Here is a 23668-nt window from a genome sequence, read left to right as displayed (position 1 = left end):
TACCATACCCCCCTAGGGTACTTTGTCAACCGGCTCGCCTGCCCGCTCAGTGGGCGCCGTGGAGGTTGCGAGCCGTCGGGGACGTGGCCACCGTGGCCGGGTCGGGACAGGTGCCGAACAGGCGGTCGGCGGTGCCGGAGCTGGTGACGGTGAACCAGTAGTGCTCGTTCTTGTAATGGTGGTGGCGGTGGTTGCGCCACACCGCGCGGTACAGCGCGCGGCGCGGCTTGTAGTCGGTGTGGATGAGGTAGTGCGTCCACTCGTAGCCGAGGCCGAGCACCGTGACGGTGAGCAGGAAGGTCAGCCCCAGGCCCGGCCGGGGGAAGGCGAACGCGGCGATCAGCAGCAGTGCCACCAGCACGATCACCAGCGATCGCGTCGGGATGAAGATGAGCGGGATCTCGCGCGGGTCGATGTGGTGTTCGCGGTGCTTACGGGCCAGTTCGCTGTCCAGGGTCAGCCGCCCGAGCCGCTTCGGCCGCCAGTGCAGCACGAGCACGTGCACCACCCATTCGAAAACCGGGAACACCGCCACCATCACCAGCGGCACCAGCGCGTCGGTCGGTTGCCAGTCGCCGACGACCAGCCGGGCGGCCAGCACGCACACCAGGGTGGTGGCGATCATCCACGGCGAGGGATGGCGCAGGAATTCGCGGAAGGCATCGCCGAGCGTCATTCCGCGGCGGACGGTGGATCGGGTCATGATGGTTCCTCGGTGTTCGGTGTCGCCTCGGCGGCGGTGTTCGATGTCGCGGAAGCGGTGTTCGATGTCGCCGCGGCCGCGTCGAGGGCGGCGATCAAGGCGGTGGTGGCGGGTTCGAGCAGGGCCCGGGCCGCAGCGGTCGCGGCCGGCGGATCGGCGGCGAGCACGGCCTCGGCGATGGCGCGATATCCCGCGACGTTGCCGACCTCGGCGGTCATCAGCGGGGCCAGCGCCTCCAGCGCCGGTTCGTAGGCGGCGCGCAGCATGTTGTTCATCAGCCGGAAGACGATGGAGTCGGCGGCGTCGACCAGGTGGTCCCAGAACGCGAGCGCGTGTCGTTGCAGGGCGACGGGCTCGGTCTCGCGGGCCAGCGCGTCGAGGCAGCGGTCCAGCTCGTGGCGCAGCGCCTCCCGATCGCCCGCCCGGGCCGCGGCCAGCTCGGCCACCTTCGGTCCGTTGTGCAATCGGGCCTCGAGAATGCTGCGGGCCACGGTCGGGTCGAGGGTGCCCTGGCGGATCAGCAGGCGCGGCAGGATCTCCAAGCCCGCGCCACGGCGGTAGTCCAGCACGGTGGTGGTGTCGCCCTGGCGCACCGCGACCAGTCCCGCCGCCGCGAGGCGTTGCAGTGCCTCGCGCACGGCGGGCCGGGAGACCCCGAGTGCTTCGGCGAGCTGACGCTCACTCGGCAAGGCCGAGCCGGGTGCGCGTTCACCGCTGAGCACCTCCGCGGCGATCTGCTCGAACACATCCGCCGATACCGACCGTTTGACCACAGGTTGCAACGCCATGGGTACTACTGTGCGCCGCGTTGGTCAGCTGGTCAAGTGGTAAGACCAATTTGGTCGGCGAACTTCCCGGCCGCCGGACCCTGCCCTCAACTGGGGTCCGACCCCCGCACCGCCGTCAGCCACACCGCGGCCGCCGCCCCGACCACGAGGGCCCCGGTGAAGGCGGGCAGGCCGCCGCCGTCGAGGTAGACCCACAGCAGCGCCGCGACCGGCGCGGCCACGGCGGGCTGGGCGTCGAGCAGCAGGCGCCGGAGCACCCGGGCGGCGACCCGGGCCCGCTCGTCGGCGTCCGGGGCCGAGCGCACCGGATTGTCGATCAGGCGACCCGGCGGCTCGCTCGTGCGCGCCCGCCCGGAGGGATACACCCGCAGCCGGACCGCGCCGGTCGCCGCCCCGCCGGCTGCGCCGGTCTCGAACTCGCGGAGCGACAACCGGTTCCCGGCGAACCGCAACCGAGAACGTCCCTCCGACCCCGCCTGCGCGCAGTGCACCTCGGCGACCGTGAGCCCCACCAGCTCGGGCGCGAAATACACCGGCACCCACCACCGCCGATCACCCGCGGTGATCTCCAGCCACGAGCGGCTCACCAGCCGATGCTGCTGACGCACCCGCCGCGCCGACAGCCGCTCGCCCGCGGGCACCCCGGTCGACACCACCCCGAGCGCCCGCGCCGCCCGCACGCCGCTGTACCCGACGATCACCAGCATCACGGTCGCGAGCGCGGCCAGCTGGTCGGCGTCGGCCAACGGCAGCAGCACCGCGCACACGGCGAGCGCGCCCACCGTCACCGCGCCCGGGTAGACGAGCGGCCGGAACCGGTCGCCCGGCCCGGAACTCACTTCAGGAAGCCGACTTTCGTGTAGTCCGCCGACTGCAATCCGAACGCGCCCCAGTTGGCCAGGTCCTCGCGCTGGGCGACGATGCCCGCCGACTGGTAGAGCGGCAGCGAGAAGCCCAGTTCGAAGATCATCCGATCGGCCTCGTTGGCCATCTCGATGGCCTTGTCCGGATCGAGTTCGGAAATGGTCCGCTCGATGAGGTCGTTGAGTTCCGGCGAGCCGATGCGGCCCTTGTTGCTCAGCGGATTCGCCGGGTCGTAGGCGTAGATCTGCGGCAGCGCGCCGAGCGGGAAGATGCTCTTCATCCACACGAAGTTGGCGATGTCGAAGTTACCCGGATCGATGACGTCGGTGAACAGGCCGTTGCCCGGGTAGGTTTCGATCTTCAACCGCACACCCACCTGCGCGAGATTCTGCTGGGCGATCTGGGCGATCTGCACCCAGTTCTGCTGCTGGTACATCACATTGCGGATCTCGAGCGGGCGCCCGTCCTTCTCCCGCACGTCCCCGTTGAGCTTCCAGCCGAGCGCGTCGAGTTCGGCGGCGGCCTGCTCGGGGTCGTAGGCCACGGCCTGCGCGTTGTCCTGGTAGCCCTTCTGCCCCTCCAGGTAGAGGTGGTTGTTCAGCGGCTTCGGATCGGCGACCAGGCCGTTGAGCAGCGCCGAGGCGATGGCCTGGCGATCGATCGCCTTGGAGATCGCCACCCGCAACCGCGGGTCTTCCAGGATGGAACCGGGCGCGCCGTTGAACGTCATGTGCGAGAAGCGCAGCGCGGGGGCACGGCGCACGACGAGTCCGGGCGTCTGCGAGGCCGCCTGCACCTCGTCGAGGCCGGAGACGTCCGCGGAGTCGAGTTCGTTGTTCTGCAGCGCGTTCAGCCGGGCCGCGTAATCCAGCACGCTGTAGGTGATCGTCTCCAGCTTCGGCGTCTCGCCCCACCAGCGGGGATTGCGGCTCAACACGATCCGCTGCTGGGCTCGGTCGATCTCGGTGACCATGAACGGCCCGCCCGAGACCCGCGGCGCTTCGCGATCGAGGTTCTCGAACGCCTCCGGTGTCTCGTTCGTGGCCTTCGGGTACAGCGGGTTGAACAACCCCTGCCATTCGGCGTAGTGCTGCGCCATCGTCACGATGGCCTGCCGGTCGTCGACGCCGCGTTCGACCTTCTCGATCCGGCTGTAGCCCTGGGTCGCGGCCACCTGGTAGGCGGTGTCGCGACCGCTCAGCGCCGTCGCTTGCGCGCGCAGATCCTCCCAGGTGATGGGCGTGCCGTCGGACCAGACCGCCGCGGGATTGATGGTGTAGGTGATCTGCTGCGGATTCGTTCCGGTGAGCTGGACGTCGGTGAAGTAGTCGTGGTCGACGGTGAGTTCACCGGCGGCGTCGGATTCCAGCGTGCCGGGCAGCGTCGCCGCCAGCACCTCGGAGACCTCGCCGTCGGAGTCGACGTGGTGGGTGTTGAAGGTGGCCGGGAACGACGTCAGCGCCAGGCGCAGATTGCCGCCGTCGCGCAGCTCGCCCGGCTCGCGCGGGTTGATGTCGCTGCTCGCGCCGATGGTGTTCTCCCCGGTCAGCTGCCCGCTGTCGCCGCCGCATGCCGCCAGCACCATGCCCAGCGCGAGCACCGGAGCCGCGATGCGCGTGGCCGCCCGAATCCTCATCGTCGTTCCCTCCTGGTCGCGCTCACTGCACGAATCCGATCGCGGTGTAGTCGTAGGAGGCCAGCCCCGGCGAGCCGAAGTTGGCGAGGTCCGCGCGCACACCGTAACTGCCGTCCCACTGGAACAGCGGCAGCGAATGACCCTCCTCGAACACGGCCCGGTCCACCTGATTGGCCAGCTCGATCGCCCGCTGGGGATCGAGTTCGGACAGCGTACGCTCGATCAGCTCGTTCAGTTCCGGTGAACCGATCCGGCCGAAGTTGCCCTGCAGGTCGTCGGGGTAGTAGCCGTAGACCTGCGGGATGCTGCTCAGCGGGAACGCGTCCCCTTGGAAGATGAACTGCGCGGCGTCGAAATCGCCGGGCTGGATGACATCGGTGAAGAAGCCCGCGCCCGGCCGGGTGTCGATCTGCATGCCCACCCCGATGTCGGCCAGATTGCGCTGAATGATCTGGGCGATCTGCACCCAGGTCCGGTCGTCGTACATGACATCGCGGATCACCAGCCTGCGCCCGTCCTTGACCCGCACATCGCCCTCGCGGCGCCAGCCGAGCGCGTCGAGTTCCCGCTCGGCGGCCGCCGGGTCGAAGGGCAGGCTGTTGTCCCGGTAGCCCTCCTGGCCCTGCAGGAAGATGTGGTTGTTCAGCGGCTTCGGGTCCTCGACCAGGCCGTTCTGCAGCGCCGAGGCGATCGCCTGCCGGTCGATGGCCTTCGAGATCGCCACCCGCACCCCCGCGTCGGCGAGGATGGAGCCGGGCGCGCCGTTGAAGGTCAGATGCCGGAACCGGCTCCCCGGCGCCCGCCGCACCTCGAGGCCCGCACTCTCCCGCACCGTGAGCACTTCGTCGATGCTGGTCAGCGGGGTGACATCGAGTTCGTCGTTCTGCAGTGCGGCGACCCGGGCGGCGCTGTCGAGCACGCTGAAGGTGATGGTGTCGAGTTTGGGTGGCGTACCCCACCACAGCGGATTGCGTTCGAGCACGATCCGGCCCTGGGCGCGGTCGGTGGACTGCAGCCGGAACGGGCCCGCGGTCGGTCCCATCGCGTCCACGAGCCCGCTGTTGAACGAATCGGGGTCACCGGTCACCGATTTCGGGAACAGGGCGGCGTTGCCCGCGAACTGGCCGCGCCACTCCGCGTACGGACGCTCGAAGGTGAGCACCGCCTGCCGGTCGTCGACGCCGCGGTCCACCCGCGCGACCCGGTCGAAGCCGTTGGTCATCGCGATCTGGTAGCGGGTGTCGCGCCCGCTCAGCGCCGCGGCCTGGGCGGCGATGTCCGCCCAGGTGACGGGGGTGCCGTCGGACCAGACGGCCTTCGGGTTGATCGTGTAGGTGACCTGCTGGGGGTTGGTGTTCGTCAGCGCCACATCGGTGAAGAAGTCGGTATCGACGGTGAGCTTGCCCGCTGCGTCGATGCGGAAGGCGCGCGGCATCATCGGCCGCTCGATATCGGCGATGTCGCCCTCGTTGCCGTCGATCGACAGGGTGTTCCAGTTCGCCGGGAAAGCCGACACCGACAGCCGCAGGTTGCCGCCCTCGCGGACCTGCTCGCGCGGCACCGGGTTGATGTCGCTGCTGGTGCCGAGCGCATCGGACAGGCCATCGGCCGAGCGGTCCGCCGCCGAGCAGCCGACCAGCCCGCACACGAGCAACCCGATCACCAGTCGCGCTGTGGCCGAACGGATCCGCATGGCTTTCCTCCTACCGCGAGAGCGCCGGCATCGGCACCGCGTCGATCAGCGCCCGCGTGTACGGGTGCCGCGGGTCGCCGAGCACCTGCTCGGCGGGCCCCGACTCCACGATTCGGCCGCGGTGCATCACCGCGATGTCGTGGGCGAGGTTGCGCACCACCGAAAGATCGTGCGAGACGAACAGATACGACAGCCCGCGCTCGTCCTGCAGTTCGCGCAGCAGGTTCAGCACGCCGGCCTGGATGGAGACGTCCAGCGAGGACACCGGCTCGTCGAGCACCAGCAGTTCCGGGTCGAGCGCCAGCGCCCGCGCGATACTGATGCGCTGCTTCTGGCCGCCGGAGAAATCGGCCGGATAGCGTTCGGCGTGCTCGGGCCGCAACCCGACCAGTTCCAGCAGCTCCGGCACCCGACGGGCGATCTCGGCGCGCGGGCGCCCGTCGATGCGCAAGGGCTGGGCCAGCACGTCGGAGATCGGCAGCCGGGGGTCCAGCGCGGCGGTCGGGTCCTGGAAGACGATCTGCATCTTCCTGCGCAGCTGCCTGGCCTGCGCCCGGGTGAGCGTGGCGACGTCGTGTCCGAGCACCTCGATGCGGCCGCCCTGCGGCGGTACCAGGTCGAGGATCTGGGTGAGCGTGGTGGACTTGCCCGACCCGGATTCGCCGACCAGCGCCAGTGTGCGCCCGGCGCGCACCTCGAAACCGATGCCGTCCACCGCGCGCACCTCGCCGGTGCGCCTGCGCAGGATCACCCCGGAGGTGATCGGGAAGGTCTTCACCAGGTCGGTGACCCGCAGCACCACCGGCGGTTCGGCGGCGCTCGCGGGGCCGGCGGGGGCGGCGGCGGATTCGACCTCGCGACGGTAGGCGGCGAACAGGTCCGCCGACCCCAGCTCCTCGGTGCGAATACAGGCCGCGGCCCGCGCCGGCCCGGTCGGTGCCAAGGGCGGTTCGGCGGCGCGGCAGGCGTCGACGGCCACCGGGCAGCGCGGGGCGAACGAACAACCCGGTGGCAGGGCGTGCATGGCGGGCGGGGCGCCCGCGATCGGGATCAGCGGGGCACGGGCCGGGCCGTCCAGCCGCGGGATGGAGCCGAGCAGGCCGACCGTGTAGGGCATCCGAGGTTCGGCGAACAGTTCCGCCGCGGTCGCGGTCTCCACCACCCGGCCCGCGTACATCACCGCCACCCGGTCGGCGAGCGTGGCCGCGATGCCCATGTCGTGGGTGATCATCACCACGCCCGCACCGGTGATGTCGCGCGCCTGCCGCAGCAGATCCAGAATCTGCTTCTGCACGGTCACGTCCAGCGCGGTGGTCGGTTCGTCGCAGATGATCAGGGCCGGATCGTTGGCGATGGCCATCGCGATCACCACCCGCTGGCGCATACCGCCGGAGAACTCGTGCGGAAACGCCTTGGCGCGCACCGCCGCGTCCGGGATACCGACCAGCTCGAGCAGCTCCACCGCGCGCGCGGCCGCCTCCTTGCGGCCCATCCTGCCGTGCGCGAGCAGGGCCTCGGCCACCTGGTCACCCACCCGGTACACCGGGGTCAGCGCCGAGAGCGGATCCTGGAACACCATGCTGATCGAGCGGCCGCGCAGCTTGGACAGCTGCCGGTCGCCCAGGCCGAGCAGCTCGCGTCCGCGCAGCCGGATCGAACCGGAGATCCGCGCCTGCTCCGGCAGCAGCCCCATCACCGCCAGCGCCGACACCGATTTGCCCGAACCGGATTCGCCGACGATGGCCAGCACCTCGCCCTCGGCGACGGTGTAGTCCACCCCGCGCACCGCCTCGATGCGGCCCTCCTCGCTCGGAAAGGTCACCGTCAGCCCGGCGACCTCGAGCAGCGGCTCGCCCGTCGTCCGCCCGTCCGTCATGCCTTCCCCCGCTTCCGCTTCCGCGCACCCTTGGCGCCGGGGTCGAACGCGTCGCGCAACCCGTCGCCGATCAGGTTGGCGCACAGCACCACCGTGATCAGGAATCCGCCGGAGAACAGGAACAGCCAGGGGTAGGTGAGCGCCGAGGCGGTGCCGTCGCGGATCAGCGTCCCCAGCGAGACGTCCGGCGGTTGCACCCCGAAACCCAGGAAGCTCAGCCCGGTTTCGGCCATGATCGCCGCACCCACGGTGAGGGTGGTGTCGATGATGAGGATCGAGGCGATGTTGGGCATGATGTGCGTCGCGATCACGGTGCGCGTCGGCGCGCCCATATAGCGTGCGGCGCGCACGAATTCGCGTTCGCGCAGGCTCATCGTCAACCCGCGCACGATGCGCGCGCTGATCATCCAGCCGAAGGCGCTCAGCAACACCACCAGCAGCACGATGCCGCCGCCGCCCTTGACCCGCGGCGCGAACAGCATGATGACGATCGTGCTCGGCACGACCAGCAGCAGGTCGACCAGCCACATGATCGCCCGGTCGGTCCAGCCGCCGAGCAGGCCCGCCACCGACCCCGCGATCGCGGCGATCGCGGTGCTGAAGATCGCGACGCAGAAGCCGATGATCAGTGATTTCTGTGCCCCGCGCAGGGTTTGGGCGAGCACGTCGTGTCCGATCGGGTCGGTCCCGAACGGGTGACGCGGGCTCGGTGGCTGGCGCAGGGCGGTGCGGTCCTGGTCCAGGTAGTCGAAGGCCAGGAAGTGCGGCAGCACGAAACTGGCCAGCACGAGCAGCAGCAACACCACGGCCGCCACCACCGCGGGCTTGTTGCGCAGGAACCGCCGCCACACCAGCGCGCGCCTGCCCGTCGCGGACTCCGGTGCGCCCGCGACGATGATCTCGGCTTCGGTCATGACCGCCTCCCCCCGCGCCTCATCCGACCCGCACCCGCGGGTCCAGGATCGCGTAGACGATGTCGGAGAGCAGGCCCGAGACCAGCACCACCAGACCGGTGAACACGGTCACCGTCACCACCACGTAGATGTCCTGCGCGTTCACCGCGTCGACCAGCCACTCGCCCACGCCGTGCCAGCCGAAGATCTTCTCGGTGAAGGTGGCGCCGGTGATCAGACCACCGAGGCTGTAGGCGAACAGCGTCGCCATCGGGATCAGGGCGGTGCGCAACCCGTGCTTGTACAGCGCCCGGCCGCGGGTGAGTCCTTTGGCGCGGGCGGTGCGGATGAAATCGCTCTGCAGCACGTCCAGCATCGCGTTGCGCTGGTAGCGGCTGTAGCCCGCCATGCCGCCCAGCGCCAGCGCCAGGGTCGGCAGCACCAGATGTTGCAGCCGGTCGAGCAACTGCGGCCACAGCCCCTCGATCCGGTGCGCCGAGGTCTCCCCGGTGTAGAGGAAGATCCGTTGACCGGTGAGCGAATTGATCTCCAGCGCACCGTATTTCAGTAGTGTCGCGAGCAGGAAGATCGGCGTGCTCAGCAGCACCAGCGACACGATCGTGGTGAAGTAGTCACTGAAGCGGTACTGCCGGATCGCCCCTGCCGCACCGATCAGCACGCCGAGCACGGTGCCGAGCACGGAACCGATCACCAGCAGCCGCAGGCTCACCCCGATCCGGCGGCCCAGTTCCTCGCTCACCGGCTGGCCCGCCAGTGTCGTGCCGAAATCGCCGCGCACCGCGCCGCTCACCCAGGTCAGGTAGCGCTGCGGGATCGGTTCGTCCAGGTGCAGTTGCTCGGCCTTGGCGTCGATCACCGCCTGCGGCGGCCGCGGGTTGCGCTGCTCGAGGCTGTCCAGCGGCCGGAAGGTGAGTCCGGCGACGGCGAAGGTCAGGAACGAGGCCAGCAGCAACAGCACGACGTAATTCGCGGCGCGTCGTAGCAGGAAGCCGATCATCAGTCCTCAGGTCCTCCGGCGGGGGCCGGGCATACGGGTATCGGACCCTGATCATAGGGAGGCGGGCGCGGGCGCGTGCGGCACTCGTCCGGGCTCGGCATGTCCCCGCTGCGGGGGTTCCCGGCCGCGGCTGCGTCACTTCCCGACCGCGGCGGGCCGGTCATCCGGCAGGATGGATAGGTGACACGCCTGCACCTGCCCAAGCCGAAGATGGTCGCCACCGACGTGGACGGCACGCTCATCGACCACGACGAGCGCGTCAGTGCCCGTACCCGCGCGGCCGTCGCCGCCCTGGTCGCCGATGGCGTGCCGTTCGTGCTGGCGACCGGCAGGCCGCCGCGCTGGGTCGACCCGGTCGTGGAGGGGCTCGGGTACGCGCCGCTGTGCGTGTGCGCCAACGGCGCGGTCATCTACGACAGCGCGGCCGACAAGATCCTCGCCGGGCACGTGCTCGACGTGGCGACTCTGGAGTGGCTGGCCGAGATCGCCGAACACGCCCTGCCCGGCTGCGGGCTGGCCGCCGAGCGGGTCGGCGAGTCCGCGCACGACGCGGCCACGCCCCAGTTCGTGAGCTCGCCGGAGTACGAACACGCCTGGCTCAACCCCGACGACACCGCCGTCGCCCGGCACGAGGTGGTCGACGCGCCCGCGATCAAGATGCTCATCCGACTACCCGGGGCGCACAGCGGCGACATGCGCAACGCCTTGGCCCCGCTGGTCGGGGATCGCGCCGACATCACCTACTCCACCGATCACGGGCTCGTCGAACTGTCCGCCCCCGGGGTGACCAAGGCCTCTGGCCTGCGGACCGTGGCGCAGCGGCTCGGCGTCGAACCGGACACCCTCATCACCTTCGGCGACATGCCCAACGACGTGCCCATGCTCGAACTGGCCGGGCACGGCGTCGCCATGGCCAACGCGCACGCCGAAGCCATCGCGGCCGCCAACGAGGTCACCACCACCAACTCCGAGGACGGCGTGGCGCGCGTGCTCGAGCGCTGGTGGGGGTGAGGGCTCGGCCGGTGCTGTGGGGCGCTCGCCTCGGCTGCGGCGCCCGGACGTCCCGTGGGGCGCCGGGCGGGTGATCAGGCCGGTACCGGTGCCGGGGCGGCAGGCTCGTCCGGAGCCGGAGCCGGAGCCGGAGCCGGAGCCGGAGCCGGAGCCGGAGCCGGAGAGGCCGGTGCCGCGGGATCGGCCGGGGCGTTCGGCGCGGGAGATGCGGGCCCGGCCGCGCCCGGCGCGGGCGGCAGGGCTTGCGGGTCCGCGGGCGCTCCCGGCACCTGACCGGGCGCCGCCACCTCGTTGCGGCGCATCTCCTCCTGATAGGTGTCGTTGTAGGTCTTCCAGACGGTGGTGACGATGCCGGTGAGGTTGTTGAGGATCAGCGATCCGTTCTGGAAGTCCGAACGCAGGCCGTCCGGCACCGGGTAGGGGCTGCTCAGCGGCAGACCGAGAATGCCGGCGTCGGCGCCGAGCTGCAGGAACCGTTCGAGGATGGCGCCCACCACCTCCACGGCCTGGCCCTGCGGAGAGGTGTAGACGTAGCCGTTGACGAACTTGGCGTACTGCTGGCCCTGAGCGGCGGGCAGCGGCTCGGACTGGGCGGCGCCCAGCGGGCCCTCGGGTCCACCGGTCGCGGCGTAGTGCTTGGCGATCAGGTTGTCGTTGACCATGCTCAGCAGGCGCGCGGTGAGTTCGGCCAGCGCGGCCAGGTCCGACTGGGTGCGGCGCGGCGCCTCGGAGCCGGAGCTACCCGGCGCGCCCGCGGCGATGTCGCGGATGCGGTCCATCATCGAGTACGCGGCGTCGCCGGGGCAGCTGGTGTTGCCGACGTCGCGGTGCGCGAAGACGATCGGCAACCGCACCTCCTCACCCTCGGCGTACGGGGTGAACTCGGTGCCTTCGGAGTACATGGTGGTGTAGCCCTTGGGATCGAGTCCGGCGATCCGGGTGCGCCAGCCGATGAATCGGCCGATCGCGTCGATGGCGGCGTCGGTCGGCGCCTCGGACTCGTGGTTGCCCATCAGCGCCACGCCGGAGGTGTTCTCGTTGAACCCGCCCGCGTGCGCGCCCTGCACCGGCCGGTCCAGGCCGCCGCGGCGGCCCTCGAAGATCTGGCCGTACTTGTCGACCAGGGCGTTGTAGCCGATGTCGCACCAGCCCAGGGTCTGCGAGTGGTAGGTGTAGATGGCGCGCACGATGCCCGCCGACTCGGCCTTGCTGTAATCGTTGCGGCCCGCGGTGTGGTGCACGGTGACGCCGCCGAGGCCGTCGTCGTAGGTCGGTTCCTGGCAGTTGATGGATTCGTCGGCGCCCCACTGCGCCCGGGTGATGACGTTCGGGCCGCCGCCGGGCAGCGCGGTGGCGATGTCGGACAGCGCGCCGTCCAGCGGTCCACGGCCCGGATCGATCAGCACCGCGGTGAGGTCGGGCGTGTGCGCGGGGTCCTCGGCGATGGCCGCGATCCCGCCGGATTGCGCTGCGGCGCTTGATGTTTGCGGCTGCGTAGCGGCCGGTTTGCGGGTCACCAGGATCTGGACCGCGGTGGTCTCGCCGACGTAGATCGGCTCGGTGCCGTTGGTCGGGCCCGCGGGCGTGCGGTCGTCGCGTCGGGTGTCCAGCGCGGCGGCTTCGTACCAGGGACCCCAGCTGCCGTCGGGTTGGCGGGCCCGCACCATCGCGGTGGTGTTCGCCAGATCCGCCGCGGTGAGCGCGACCATGCTGAACGGCGTGTCCCGCGACAGCTCCTTGACCTGCGCGCCGACCTGATCCAGCAGTTCCTGCGGCAGCGCGCCGGGCGCCAGCGCCGGTGTGTCGGGTGTCGTGCCGGGCGGCAACGCGCCGGGGTCGGCGATGAATTTCGTCGATGCGGGGGAGGGGACCGGGCTCGCCGTCGCGGGCGCGGGCACCGGCTGGCCGGGCACCGGCGCAGGCATGGCCGGCGCGGTGGTGGTCGGGGCCGCGCCCGGGGTGGGCGCGGGGGTGGTGGTCGGGGTGCCGGAATCGAATCGCGGCAGCGGGATCTCGGTGGGCAGCTGGATGCCGGGCGGCACCGGCAACCCCTCCGGAATGTGGATCGAGGGCGGGATCGGCAGCTTGCGCAGATCGGAAAGGCGCAGGTCGGGCAGGTTGAGCCCGGTCAGTTCGCGCAGCGGCAGGGTGATGTCGGGTGCCTGGGTGAGCACCACCTCGGCGAGCTGTGCGGGCACGGCGGCCAGGGCCGACTCGTTGGTCGAGCGGACATCGGCCGAGTCGCTCATCGTCAACGCCGCGAGGGGAGCTGCAACCGCGAGGGTGGTCACCATCGGTAGGACGAACGAACGTTTCGGCTTGCGCTGCGGCACGAGCATCTCCCATCAGGTCGAACGGTGATCAGGTGCGCAGATCAGGCTTGCTTCCTGATGCAACAGCCATCACACTAGTTCACATCCATCACAAATATAAACCTCTGGTTTAGGGTTAGACCTGTGATTGCTCGAATGTAGCCCTCGGAGCGCGGCCGGTCCGGGAGACATGCCGACAAGTGGGAGTGAGCCATGCAACGCAAGCGCCAGCTCGACGACAGCGACAACGCCGGCCTACGCCGGACCCGGCGCCGGATCCGGCTGCGGATCAGGAACCGGGTCGGCCCACCGAAGGTCCGGTTGCGCCCCGTCCTCGCCACCGGCGGCACCGTCCTGCTGGTCGGCGGCGCCCTGGCCTACACCCAGTGGCCCGTCGACCGCGCATACGAACCCCTGGCAGGCCCGGGTCACGGACGCGGCATGAGCCAGGTCGGCGCGTTCGACAGCGCCCAGGAGGGCTGGCTCGCCGAACGCATCCTCGCCCACTACTACCCGGGGGCCACCCTGGGGACGGTCCCGCCGACCACCCTCGCGGTGCGGTTGATGGATCAGGACGACGCGGTGCTGGACGCCTACGCCGACGCGGGCGCGCGGGTGGCAGGCCGCACCCTCGAACCCGGCCAGGTCGCGCATCTGACCCCGCTCGCCGACGGCGGCGCCAACGTCGTGGTCACCCTGGGCTGCGACGGCGACGTGCTGTGGCAGACCTCGACCGCCGACCCGTGGATCTATCCCCTCGACCCGAATCCCGGCAGGCCGGCCGAGGAACACCTCACGCTGTGCAACGGCCGCGCATACCGCGGCTCGCTCGGCGTCGCCACCGAGGACGGCGCCTTCCGGACGGTGAACCGCGTGGACGTCGAGGACTACCTGCTCGGCGTGGTGCCCGCCGAGGTGCAGGCCAACTGGGCCGACAAGGGCGCCGGCGAGGCATTGCGCGCGCAGGCGGTCGCCGCGCGCTCCTACGCGCTCGCCGAACAGCGCTACCCCTACGCCCAGACCTGCGACACCACCGACTGCCAGGTGTATCCGGGCACCGAGAAGGAGGACCCGCGCACCGCGGCCGCCGTCGCCTCGACCGCCGGGCAGGTGCTGCTGCGCGACGGGCACATCCTGCGCTCGGAATACTCCGCGGCCCCCGACGGCGGCGCGCCCGCCGACATCCAGACCTTCGAGGTCGGCCCGCGCCCGGCCGACCTGGAGGTGGCCCGTCCGCCCGCCGATCCGCGCACCCGGGCCGCCGAGACGCCGTCGGCGATCGACGTCGAATACGAGCGGATCGGCGGGGCGAACAGCACGCTCGGTACCCCGCTCGGCCCGGAGTGGGGGCTGCCGCAGAACGCGGGCACCTACCGGCTGTTCACCAACGGCGTCATCATCGCCACGCCGACGCTGGGCGCGCAGGTCGTCGATTTCACGACACTGATGGAATTGATCCCGGGCACAGACGGATTGGACACCCTGCCCACGGAGACCGTGCCCACCGACACTGTGCCCTCAGAGACCGTGCCCTCGGAGACGGCGCCTTCGGAGTCCGTGCCACCGGGAACCGTGCCGCCCGGCGGGGCGCCGCCGGTGGAGGCGCTGCCACGGCACCCGGCCGGCCTTCCCATGCCGCCGCTCGCGGATCCGGTGGTGCCGGCGGACGTGCCCGCCCCCGTCCCGCCGCCCGGGGCCGCGCCCGCCTGAGCACCCCGCCCGAAACCGCGGAAAAAGACTGTTGACCTTGACGTAACGTCAACTTGCAGACTGGTCTCACCGATGAGAAACGCGGAAGGAGAACCGGTCATGACGTCGGGTACCCGCACCGGTGAATGGTCCATCCAGGATCTGGCCAGGGCGGCCGGTACCACCAGCCGGACGCTGCGCCACTACGGCCAGCTCGGGCTGTTGCCACCCAGCCGGATCGGCGCCAACGGGTACCGATACTACGACCAGGACTCCCTCCTGCGCCTGCAACGGATCCTGCTGCTGCGCGAACTCGGCCTCGGCCTCCCGGTCATCGCCGAGGTCCTCGCGGGCGAGCAGGACACCGCGGCAGCGCTGCGCACGCACCTGGACCTGCTGACGCAGGAACAGGACCGGATCCGGCGGCTGATCGAGTCGGTACGAACCACGCTGCAGAAGACGGAAAGAGGTGAACAGCTCGTGGCAGCAGAAGTTTTCGACGGCTTCGATCACTCCCAGTACAAGGACGAGGTGATCGAGCGCTGGGGCAAGGACGCCTACGACAGGGGCGACAAGTGGTGGCGCTCGCTGTCGGAGGAGCAGAAGAAGGAGTTCGGGCAGACCCACCTGGACATCGCGGCCGACTACGGCCGGGCGCACGCGGCCGGCCTGCCCGTCGACAGCGACGAGGTGCAGGCCATCGCGGCCCGGCACCGCGACTGGATCGCGCTCGGCTGGCAGGGCAAGCCCGTCACCGCCGACGCCTTCGTCAACCTCGGTGAGATGTACGTCGCCGACCCGCGTTTCGCGGCCAACTACGACGTGCACGGCGAGGGCACCGCGGCCTACGTCCGCGACGCGATGAAGGTCTACGCCGAGGCGAACCTCCGGTAGGCCGATCTCGGACAGGCGCCCGCGTGGAGCGATCCGCGCGGGCGCCGTCGCGCATCCGGCGTCGGCGCTGCGCATACTTGGCGTGTCGTTCGCGCGCACGAGGAGGAACCATGAGCGCCCCCGAGGTCAGGGCAGGCAGTGCCACCACCACCGCGAGCGTCACCGCCACGGTGAGCGCGGGGTTCGCCGCCGTCGGTGCGGCGGCCAACGTGCTGGGGCTGCTCATCCTGGGTGCGTCGTTCGTGTCCGACCCGGGCCGCTACGACAACTCACTGGCCGTCGCCACGGCGCTCGGGGCCGCGCTGCTGGCGGTCGCGCTGGGATACGGTGCGCTGCAGATGCTCCGGCGCGCGGACGAGGGGCGCTGGATGGTGCTGCTCGCGTCGGGCGCCTGGCTCGCCTTCGCCGCCCTCGGCCTGCTCGCCGCCCTGACCGGGTACCGATCCGACTACGGCATCCACTGGTCCACCGAAGGCGGCACCGGGGTGGACATCGCGACCGCGACCACCGGCCTGCCCGGCGTGGTCACCGCCTTCGTGCACGGCGACTGGCTGCCGTGCCTGGTGGGTTCGGTTGTGCCACTGGTGATCGCGGCCGTCGCCGCCGTCCCGGCCACGGCCCGCTGGTTCGCCACCGCGCCCACCTCCTGACGCGCTGGAGCCTCGACTGCGGTGTACCCGCCTGGTCATCAGCCTCCGTGGGCAGCGCCGCAGTACGGCCGCCCGAACAACCCACCCGCACCCCTGCCGAGCGGCGCGACCGCGCGGACCGCGGCCGTGCTGGCGATGGTCCTGGCGGTGCTGGCAGGCACCGCGGCCGGGTTAGCCCTGCACGCGGCGGTCGAGCTGGACAACGCCGGGCACGGCCGGGCAGGGGCGGCCGCGCGCGAGAGTGCTCAATGGCTCTGGCTGCTCGGCTGGGCACAGCTGATCGGCGCGGGCACGTGGTTCCTCGGCGGTGCGATGCTGGCCGCCCGTGTCAACGCGGGGCGGGTGATCCTGATCGTGGTCTCCTTCTTCGGCGTGATCGGCAGCGCGACCGGGCTCGCCGTCGGGCTCGGTAGCGGCACGCCGGTCGCCGTCGGGAGCGGTGCCGTCGGCCTCGGCCTGGCGACACTGGTGCTGTCCCTGGCCGCGGCCCGCTCCACGATGCGCTGGGTCGATGCGGGGCGGAACCGCACGTCGGCTCGGTATCCGGGGCCTGCCCCCGCGGGCCCGCCACCGTATGGATGGCGCGGCCCGGCCCATCCGTCCGTCGCGCCCGGTCCGGTGGTTCCCGGGTGGGGTGCGGGGACCGTTCATCCCCCGCACCCCGCTCATCCACAGCCCGGTCCGGGCGTGCCGCACGGGTACGGCGGAAACCCGCATCCACGGTGACCCCGGCCGTGCCCGGAACCAGCCCCGATCCGCTCACCAGCGGGAAAACCGGACCTGTCGGGGGCGGCCGGGCCGAGGGTATGACTGCACCCTGCCCCGGTCGGGACTTCCGATACTCTGGGCTCCCGTGACCGTCGCATCGTCCTCCGGTAACTCCGCCAACGTCAACGCACAGTTCGATCTGATCGTCGTCGGCTCCGGCTTCTTCGGGCTGACCATCGCCGAGCGCACGGCCAATGTGCTGGGCAAACGGGTGCTGGTGCTGGACCGGCGCCACCACATCGGCGGCAACGCCTACTCGGAGCCGGAACCGGAGACCGGGATCGAGATCCACAAGTACGGTGCCCACCTGTTCCACACCTCCAACAAGCGGGTGTGGGACTACGTCAACCAGTTCACCGAGTTCACCGGCTACCAGCACCGGGTGTTCGCGATGCACAAGGGGCAGGCCTACCAGTTCCCGATGGGCCTCGGCCTGATCTCGCAGTTCTTCGGTCGCTACTTCACCCCGGACGAGGCGCGCAAGCTCATCGCCGAGCAGGCCGCCGAGATCGACACCAAGGACGCCCAGAACCTCGAGGAGAAGGCCATCTCGCTGATCGGCCGCCCGCTCTACGAGGCGTTCATCCGCGACTACACCGCCAAGCAGTGGCAGACCGACCCCAAGGAACTGCCCGCGGGCAACATCACCCGCCTGCCGGTGCGCTACACCTTCGACAACCGCTACTTCAACGACACCTACGAGGGCCTGCCCAAGGAGGGGTACACGAAGTGGCTGGAGAACATGGCGGCCTCCGAGCTCATCGAGGTGCGTCTGAACACCGACTGGTTCGAGGTGCGTGCGGAGATCCGGGCCGCCAATCCGGACGCGCCGGTGGTCTACACCGGCCCGCTGGACCGCTACTTCGACTACAGCGAGGGCGAACTCGGCTGGCGCACCATCGATTTCGAGACCGAAGTGGTGCAGACCGGTGACTACCAGGGCACCTCGGTGATGAACTACAACGACGCCGACGTGCCGTTCACCCGCATCATCGAGCCGCGCCACTTCCACCCCGAGCGCGAGTACTACCCGAACGACAAGACGGTCATCATGCGGGAGTACTCCCGCTTCGCCCAGACCGGCGACGAGCCGTACTACCCGATCAACACCCCCGAAGACCGCGCCAAGCTGCTGGCCTACCGGGAGCGCGCCAAGCGGGAGACCGCCGAGGCCAAGGTGCTCTTCGGCGGCAGGCTCGGCACCTACCAGTACCTGGACATGCACATGGCGATCGGTTCGGCGCTGAGCATGTTCGACAACGTGCTGCGTCCGCACCTGGAAGCGGGCGCGGCGCTCGTCGACGAGCAGGACTGAGGCCCTTGACCAGGCGCGCCAACACCGAAAGCCGACGATGACCCAGTCGATAGTGGAAGACATGACGACCCAGACCCGCGCGACCTCGCTGTTGCAGCGCATCATCCTGCCCCGGCCGGGTGAACCGCTCGACGTGCGCACGCTCTATCTGGAGGAATCGGCGACCAACGCCCGCCGCGCGCACGCGGCCACCCGCACCTCGCTCTCGATCGGCGCGGAGTCGGAGGTGTCGTTCTGCACCTACTTCAACGCGCTGCCCGCCAGCTACTGGCGGCGCTGGACGGTCCTGACCTCCGTGGTGCTGCGGCTGGAGCTGGCCGGCCACGGGCGGGTGGACGTCTACCGCTCCAAGGCCGACGGCTCGCGAATCCACGTGCAGGGCAAGGAGTTCTCCGTGCCCGCCGGTGCGGAGTCCACGACGGTGGAGTTCGAGACCGAGCTGGCGCCGTTCGAGGACGGCGGCTGGATCTGGTTCGACATCACCACCGACACCGCGGTGACGCTGCTCGCGGGCGGCTGGTACGCGCCGCTGGAAGCGCCGGGGGAGGGCAGCATCGCCGTCGGCATGCCCACCTTCAACCGGCCCACCGACGCGGTGAAGACGCTGGCCGCGCTCGGCGCCGACCCGCTGGTGCTGGAGAAGGTCGCGGCCGTCATCATCCCCGACCAGGGCACCCGCAAGGTCGTCGACGAACCCGGGTTCGCCGAGGCCGCGGCGGTGCTCGGTGACCGGCTCGCCATCCATGACCAACCCAATCTCGGCGGATCCGGCGGCTACAGCCGGGTGATGTACGAGGCGCTGAAGACCACCGACGCCGAGTACATCGTCTTCATGGACGACGACATCGAGATCGAGCCCGATTCGATCCTGCGCGCGCTCGCCTTCGCCCGCTTCGCGAAGTCGCCCGTGCTGGTCGGCGGGCAGATGCTCAACCTGCAGGAACGCTCGCACCTGCACGTCATGGGCGAGGTCGTCGACCGGTCGATCTTCATGTGGACCGCCGCGCCGAACGTGGAGTACGACCACGATTTCGCCAAGTACCCGCTGCGCGACCGCGACAACTCCAAGCTGCTGCACCGGCGCATCGACGTCGATTTCAACGGCTGGTGGACCTGCGTGATCCCGCGCCAGGTGGCCGAGCAGATCGGCCAGCCGCTGCCGCTGTTCCTCAAGTGGGACGACGTCGAGTACGGCCTGCGCGCCCGCGAAGCCGGCTACCCGACGGTCACGCTGCCCGGCGCCGCGGTGTGGCACATGGCCTGGAGCGACAAGGACGACGCGATCGACTGGCAGGCCTACTTCCACCTGCGCAACCGCCTGGTCGTCGCGGCGCTGCACCTGCCGGGCGAGGGCCGCGGCATGATCGTCAACACCGTCAAGGCGACCCTGAAACACCTGCTCTGCCTGGAGTATTCGACCGTCGCCATCCAGAACCTGGCGATCCGCGACTTCCTGGCCGGACCGGACCGGTTGTTCCAGCTGCTGCCCTCGGCGCTGGGCGCGGTGCACGCACTGCGCAAGCAGTACCCGGACGCGGTGATCCTGCCCTCCTCCACCGAACTGCCGCTGGCCAGCCACCTGGACGTGGGCGCGGTGGGCGAGCCCGCCAACCCGGTGTCCAAGATCGGCAGACTGGCCAAGGGCATCGTGCACAACCTGCGCCCGGCCCGCCCCGAACACCACGAGACCCCGCAGCTGAACGTGCCGACCCTGGACGCGCGATGGTTCCTGCTCTCGCAGGTCGACGGCGTCACCGTCACCACCGCCGACGGGCGTGGCGTGGTGTACCGCAAGCGCGATCCACGGCAGGCCTGGGGCCTGTTCAAGGAGGCGATGCGCCTGCGCAAGGAACTCGCCGCGCGCTTCCCCGAGCTGCGCGAACGCTACCGGGCCGCCCATCCGCGGCTCACCGGCGCCGCCGCCTGGGAGAACGCGTTCGGCATCGAACAGACCGGAAGCGAGCGCCCGTGAACGCCGTCAACCCGAGCCTGCGCGACACCGGTACCCGGCCGCCCGAGGTCGCCGTCATCAACGCCGTGCAGGGCAGCATCGGCGCCAACCCGGCGGTGATCTCGGCCGCACGCGGCATGTCGCATTTCGGTGAGCACGCGCTCGGCTGGGTCGGCATCGCCGCGGCGGGCTGGCTGGTCGACAAGCCGCGCAGGCGGCAATGGGCCGGGGTCGCGGTCGGCGCGGTCGGCGCGCACGCGGCCTCCATCGTGATCAAGCGTGTCGTGCGGCGCCCGCGCCCGAACGATCCGTCGGTGCAGGTCAACGTGGGAACGCCGAGCAAGCTGAGCTTCCCGTCCTCGCACGCCACCTCCACCACGGCGGCGGCCGTGTTGCTCGGCAGACTCACCGGGCTACCCTTGCCTGCGGTGCTCGTCCCCCCGATGCTGCTCTCCCGGGTCGTGCTGGGGGTGCACTATCCCTCCGACGTGCTCGCCGGGTCGGCGCTCGGCGCGGCGTCCGCGAGCGTCGTGCTGGCCGCCGAGAAGCGGCGGGCCGCGCGGCGGGCCCGGAGGCGATAGCGTGCCCAGCCACGTCGGGGACCGGGCGCACCGCACCGCAGAGACAGTGACCGCAGAAGAAAAGGCCTTGGGTGAGATGAGTGAAGAGCCGACCGGCGCCGATCTGGCCGAAGCCGTCGTCAAGGGGCCGCCCAAGACCCTGGCCGGCGGGCTGATCAAGGCGGTCCGGCCGCGCCAATGGGTCAAGAACGTCCTCGTGCTCGCGGCGCCGCTGGCCGCGGGCCCGGAGACCGTCAGCGACCTGACCGTGCTCAGCCACGTGGCCATCGCCTTCGTGGTGTTCTGCATGGCTGCCTCGGGCATCTACCTGGTCAACGACGCGCTCGACGTGGAGGCCGACCGCGCCCATCCCACCAAGCGGTTCCGGCCCATCGCGGCGGGCGTGGTGCCGGTCAACCTGGCCTACGTGCTCGCGACCGTGCTGCTGGTCGGTTCGGTGCTCGTCTCCTTCCTCGCCTCGTGGAATCTGGCCGTGGTGATGGCGGTCTACATCGGCATCCAGCTGGCCTACTGCCTGGGGCTCAAGCACCAGGCGGTGCTCGACATCTGCATCGTCTCCTCGGGCTTCCTGCTGCGCGCGGTCGCCGGCGGTGCGGCGGCCGACATCTCGCTGTCGCAGTGGTTCCTGCTGATCATGGCGTTCGGCTCGCTGTTCATGGCCGCGGGCAAGCGCTACGCCGAGTTGCAGATCGCGCTGGGCACCGGCGCCAAGATCCGCAAGTCGCTCGAGTACTACACACCGACCTACCTGCGCTTCATCTGGACGCTGGCGGCCACCGCCGTCGTGGTCTTCTACGGCCTGTGGGCGTTCGAGCAGGATCGCGACAACGACACGACCTGGTTCGCGATCTCGATGATTCCGTTTACCATCGCAATCCTGCGATACGCGGTCGACGTCGATGGCGGCGAGGCCGGTGAACCCGAAGAGATCGCCCTGGGGGACCGCGTGCTGCAGTTCCTCGCAATCGCCTGGATCGGAGCGGTAGGTGTCGCTGTCTATCTCACCTGACGAAGCGTTGGTCGATACAGCGGAGCGAACTGAAGACGAGGCGGACCGCCCTGCCGAGCGGGCGCGGTCCGCCTCGTCGTCGCTACGGCTGTCCTCGGCCACCTTCGTCGGTGGGATCGTGCTCACCGTCGTGCTGTTCGCGATCGGCGCCTGGCAGCGGCGCTGGATCGCCGACGACGGCCTGATCGTGCTGCGCACCGTGCGCAACCTGCTCGCGGGCAACGGCCCGGTGTTCAACATGGACGAGCGGGTCGAGACCAACACCAGCGCCGCCTGGACCTACATCGTCTGGTTCTTCAGCTGGCTCACCCAGATGCGCCTCGAGTACGTGGTGCTGGCGGTGGCGTTGACCCTCTCGCTGATCGCGATGGTCTTCGCGATGCTCGGCGCGGCGCGGCTGTGGGGCGGGCCGCGGACCGCGCTGCTGCTGCCCGCCGGTGTGCTGGTCTACATCGCGGTGCCGCCCGCGCGGGACTACGCGACCTCGGGGCTGGAGAGCGGGCTGGTCATCTGCTGGCTCGCGGTCCTGTGGTGGTCGCTGATGCGCTGGGCGCGGGCCGAGCGGGTGCGGCCGGGCGCGCTGGCCGGGCTGGTCTTCCTGGCCGGGCTCGCGCCGCTGATCCGGCCGGAGATGACGCTGGTCGGCGGCCTCGCGCTGGTGATGATCTTCTTCGCCCCGATGCCGCAGTGGCGGCTCGGCCCGGTCGCGACCCGCGCGCTGATCGTGGCGGTCGCGGGCCTAGTGCCGCTGGGCTACCAGATCTGGCGGATGGGCTACTACGGCCTGCCCTACCCGAACACCGCCGTGGCCAAGGACGCCGGCGGGGCGAAGTGGAGCCAGGGCTTCACCTATCTGTGGGACCTGGTCGGTCCCTACCTGCTGTGGCTGCCGCTGCTGATCCTGCTGGCCGCCGCGATCGTCGCGGTGCGTGGCGGCGGTCTGCCCGCCTGGTCGCCCGCGGGCGACGGTAGCGAAGCGCCCGGCGGTGCCGGGGAGTCGCGGCTGCTGCGGGTGCGGCGGTGGCTGCGCTCGCCGGCCGCCGTGGTCGCGCTGGTGCTCGTCAGCGGTCTGCTGCTGACGGTCTACGCGCTGCGCGTCGGCGGCGACTTCATGCACGGACGGATGCTGCTGCCCCAGTTGTTCCTGCTGTTGCTGCCGGTCGCCGTGCTGCCGGTGCGGTTGCCGGTGCCGCGCTCGGTGGCCGGGCAGCGCACCCTGGCCGCCGTGCTGCTGGCCTGGGCCGGGGCGATGGGCTGGGCGCTGTTCGCCGCCGATACCACCGCGATCAAGACCGGCACCAAGATCAGCGAGTCGGGCATCGTCGACGAGCGGGTCTACTACGTGCTCAACACCGGCCACGACCACCCGATCCGGGCCGAGGACTACCTCGACTACCCGCGGATGCGGGCGATGGTGAACAACATCGCCGAGAACCCCAACGGCGGCCTGCTGCTGAACTCGCCGTCGTTCATGTTCTGGTACGTGGCGCCGCCGCCGCAGCCGATCCCGCCGGGCGGGGCCGGGCACACGGTGTTCTTCCTCAACCTGGGCATGACGAGCATGAACGTGCCGCTGGAGGTGCGCGTCATCGACCAGATGGGGCTGGCGTATCCGCTGGCCGCGCACACCGACCGCCTGGAGAACGGGCGCATCGGCCACGACAAGAACCTCTACCCGGACTGGGTGATCGTGGACGCGGGCATGGTGGACCGCAAACCGTGGATGCCGTGGTATCTCGACGAGAAGTGGGTGACCCAGGCCAGGGTCGCGATGTCGTGCCCGCAGACCCAGGCGCTGCTCATCTCCTCGCGTGACCCGCTCACCTTCGAGCGGTTCCGGCACAACCTCCGCAACGCCCTGGACTTCGCGAAGTACCGGATCGATCGGGTGCCGAAGTACGAGATCCAGCGATGCGGATTGGTCGATCCGTTCCCACAGCCGCCGCGATGAAACCTCTTCGAGTTGTCACACCGGCCACAGGCGTGCACGCTTGGCTCAGTGGTCGCATCGCGGTAG

General features: G+C 70.5%; 19 protein-coding genes. 10 read left to right on the top strand and 9 right to left on the bottom strand.

Annotated elements, in window-relative coordinates; genetic code table 11:
- Positions 1-46 precede the first annotated feature (46 nt).
- The 8 genes from AMO33_RS19820 to AMO33_RS19785 form a co-directional block, all read right to left on the bottom strand.
- Complete coding sequence (locus tag AMO33_RS19820) at positions 47-703, bottom strand: sterol desaturase family protein (protein ID WP_060593857.1); 657 nt, start codon at positions 701-703, stop codon at positions 47-49.
- Positions 700-1491, bottom strand: coding sequence for a FadR/GntR family transcriptional regulator (locus AMO33_RS19815; RefSeq protein ID WP_060593856.1), 792 nt, complete (start codon positions 1489-1491; stop codon positions 700-702). The genes AMO33_RS19820 and AMO33_RS19815 overlap by 4 nt, the downstream gene beginning before the upstream one ends.
- Positions 1492-1577: 86 nt before the next feature.
- Positions 1578-2330 (bottom strand): hypothetical protein, encoded by a 753-nt coding sequence (locus AMO33_RS19810; RefSeq protein ID WP_060593855.1) that lies wholly within the window; start codon positions 2328-2330, stop codon positions 1578-1580.
- Positions 2327-3991: an ABC transporter family substrate-binding protein gene (locus AMO33_RS19805; RefSeq protein WP_060593854.1), complete on the bottom strand. Its 1665-nt coding sequence runs from the start codon at positions 3989-3991 to the stop codon at positions 2327-2329. The genes AMO33_RS19810 and AMO33_RS19805 overlap by 4 nt, the downstream gene beginning before the upstream one ends.
- A 22-nt stretch (positions 3992-4013) precedes the next feature.
- Entirely contained in the window at positions 4014-5684 is a 1671-nt protein-coding gene (locus tag AMO33_RS19800) for an ABC transporter family substrate-binding protein (RefSeq protein WP_060593853.1), read from the bottom strand.
- Between the two features lie 10 nt (positions 5685-5694).
- On the bottom strand, positions 5695-7560 hold the full coding sequence (locus AMO33_RS19795; RefSeq protein ID WP_060593852.1) for an ABC transporter ATP-binding protein: 1866 nt from the start codon (positions 7558-7560) through the stop codon (positions 5695-5697).
- Positions 7557-8474 (bottom strand): ABC transporter permease, encoded by a 918-nt coding sequence (locus AMO33_RS19790; RefSeq protein WP_011206697.1) that lies wholly within the window; start codon positions 8472-8474, stop codon positions 7557-7559. The genes AMO33_RS19795 and AMO33_RS19790 overlap by 4 nt, the downstream gene beginning before the upstream one ends.
- A gap of 19 nt (positions 8475-8493) precedes the next feature.
- Positions 8494-9471 (bottom strand): ABC transporter permease, encoded by a 978-nt coding sequence (locus AMO33_RS19785; protein WP_011206698.1) that lies wholly within the window; start codon positions 9469-9471, stop codon positions 8494-8496.
- Positions 9472-9681: 210 nt separating this feature from the next.
- Between AMO33_RS19785 and AMO33_RS19780 the strand changes: the two genes are divergently transcribed.
- The gene (locus tag AMO33_RS19780) at positions 9682-10482 is read left to right on the top strand and encodes a Cof-type HAD-IIB family hydrolase (protein WP_050768195.1); all 801 of its coding nucleotides are present in this window, start codon (positions 9682-9684) and stop codon (positions 10480-10482) included.
- Between the two features lie 74 nt (positions 10483-10556).
- Here the strand turns inward: AMO33_RS19780 and AMO33_RS19775 are convergent, their stop codons facing one another.
- Positions 10557-12821, bottom strand: a complete 2265-nt coding sequence (locus AMO33_RS19775) for an N-acetylmuramoyl-L-alanine amidase (protein WP_076573715.1) — start codon at positions 12819-12821, stop codon at positions 10557-10559.
- Positions 12822-13007: 186 nt separating this feature from the next.
- Here AMO33_RS19775 and AMO33_RS19770 point away from each other — a divergent pair, with 186 nt between their 5' ends.
- The 9 genes from AMO33_RS19770 (at position 13008) to zomB (ending at position 23602) form a co-directional block, all read left to right on the top strand.
- Positions 13008-14504, top strand: a complete 1497-nt coding sequence (locus tag AMO33_RS19770; protein WP_060593851.1) for a SpoIID/LytB domain-containing protein — start codon at positions 13008-13010, stop codon at positions 14502-14504.
- A 99-nt stretch (positions 14505-14603) separates the two neighbouring features.
- Entirely contained in the window at positions 14604-15377 is a 774-nt protein-coding gene (locus tag AMO33_RS19765; RefSeq protein ID WP_060593850.1) for a MerR family transcriptional regulator, read from the top strand.
- Between the two features lie 110 nt (positions 15378-15487).
- Positions 15488-16027, top strand: coding sequence for a hypothetical protein (locus AMO33_RS19760; protein WP_060593849.1), 540 nt, complete (start codon positions 15488-15490; stop codon positions 16025-16027).
- A gap of 21 nt (positions 16028-16048) precedes the next feature.
- The gene (locus AMO33_RS19755) at positions 16049-16753 is read left to right on the top strand and encodes a hypothetical protein (RefSeq protein WP_139337525.1); all 705 of its coding nucleotides are present in this window, start codon (positions 16049-16051) and stop codon (positions 16751-16753) included.
- A 127-nt stretch (positions 16754-16880) separates the two neighbouring features.
- Positions 16881-18110, top strand: coding sequence for a UDP-galactopyranose mutase (glf, locus tag AMO33_RS19750; protein WP_011206705.1), 1230 nt, complete (start codon positions 16881-16883; stop codon positions 18108-18110).
- A 37-nt stretch (positions 18111-18147) separates the two neighbouring features.
- Positions 18148-20082, top strand: coding sequence for a glycosyltransferase (locus AMO33_RS19745; protein ID WP_060593847.1), 1935 nt, complete (start codon positions 18148-18150; stop codon positions 20080-20082).
- A 56-nt stretch (positions 20083-20138) separates the two neighbouring features.
- Positions 20139-20642 carry a phosphatase PAP2 family protein gene (locus AMO33_RS19740; protein WP_373368908.1) on the top strand — a complete coding sequence of 168 codons (504 nt, stop codon included), beginning with the start codon at positions 20139-20141 and terminating at the stop codon, positions 20640-20642.
- A gap of 76 nt (positions 20643-20718) precedes the next feature.
- Complete coding sequence (locus AMO33_RS19735; RefSeq protein ID WP_060593846.1) at positions 20719-21651, top strand: decaprenyl-phosphate phosphoribosyltransferase; 933 nt, start codon at positions 20719-20721, stop codon at positions 21649-21651.
- A gap of 7 nt (positions 21652-21658) precedes the next feature.
- Positions 21659-23602 carry a flagellar motor control protein ZomB gene (gene zomB, locus AMO33_RS19730; protein WP_011206709.1) on the top strand — a complete coding sequence of 648 codons (1944 nt, stop codon included), beginning with the start codon at positions 21659-21661 and terminating at the stop codon, positions 23600-23602.
- The last annotated feature ends 66 nt before the right edge of the window (positions 23603-23668 follow it).

The sequence above is a fragment of the Nocardia farcinica genome, from assembly GCF_001182745.1.
Lineage (GTDB): Bacteria > Actinomycetota > Actinomycetes > Mycobacteriales > Mycobacteriaceae > Nocardia > Nocardia farcinica.
This window is presented reverse-complemented; position numbering and strand designations above follow the sequence as displayed.

Excerpts from the sequence above, each read along its gene's own strand:
- AMO33_RS19820 (WP_060593857.1), bottom strand. The coding sequence starts at position 703 with ATGACCCGATCCACCGTCCGCCGCGGAATGACGCTCGGCGATGCCTTC.
- AMO33_RS19815 (WP_060593856.1), bottom strand. The coding sequence starts at position 1,491 with ATGGCGTTGCAACCTGTGGTCAAACGGTCGGTATCGGCGGATGTGTTC.
- AMO33_RS19805 (WP_060593854.1), bottom strand. The coding sequence starts at position 3,991 with ATGAGGATTCGGGCGGCCACGCGCATCGCGGCTCCGGTGCTCGCGCTG.
- AMO33_RS19800 (WP_060593853.1), bottom strand. The coding sequence starts at position 5,684 with ATGCGGATCCGTTCGGCCACAGCGCGACTGGTGATCGGGTTGCTCGTG.
- AMO33_RS19795 (WP_060593852.1), bottom strand. The coding sequence starts at position 7,560 with ATGACGGACGGGCGGACGACGGGCGAGCCGCTGCTCGAGGTCGCCGGG.
- AMO33_RS19790 (WP_011206697.1), bottom strand. The coding sequence starts at position 8,474 with ATGACCGAAGCCGAGATCATCGTCGCGGGCGCACCGGAGTCCGCGACG.
- AMO33_RS19785 (WP_011206698.1), bottom strand. The coding sequence starts at position 9,471 with ATGATCGGCTTCCTGCTACGACGCGCCGCGAATTACGTCGTGCTGTTG.
- AMO33_RS19780 (WP_050768195.1), top strand. The coding sequence starts at position 9,682 with ATGGTCGCCACCGACGTGGACGGCACGCTCATCGACCACGACGAGCGC.
- AMO33_RS19775 (WP_076573715.1), bottom strand. The coding sequence starts at position 12,821 with ATGCTCGTGCCGCAGCGCAAGCCGAAACGTTCGTTCGTCCTACCGATG.
- AMO33_RS19770 (WP_060593851.1), top strand. The coding sequence starts at position 13,008 with ATGCAACGCAAGCGCCAGCTCGACGACAGCGACAACGCCGGCCTACGC.
- AMO33_RS19765 (WP_060593850.1), top strand. The coding sequence starts at position 14,604 with ATGACGTCGGGTACCCGCACCGGTGAATGGTCCATCCAGGATCTGGCC.
- AMO33_RS19760 (WP_060593849.1), top strand. The coding sequence starts at position 15,488 with ATGAGCGCCCCCGAGGTCAGGGCAGGCAGTGCCACCACCACCGCGAGC.
- AMO33_RS19745 (WP_060593847.1), top strand. The coding sequence starts at position 18,148 with ATGACCCAGTCGATAGTGGAAGACATGACGACCCAGACCCGCGCGACC.
- AMO33_RS19735 (WP_060593846.1), top strand. The coding sequence starts at position 20,719 with ATGAGTGAAGAGCCGACCGGCGCCGATCTGGCCGAAGCCGTCGTCAAG.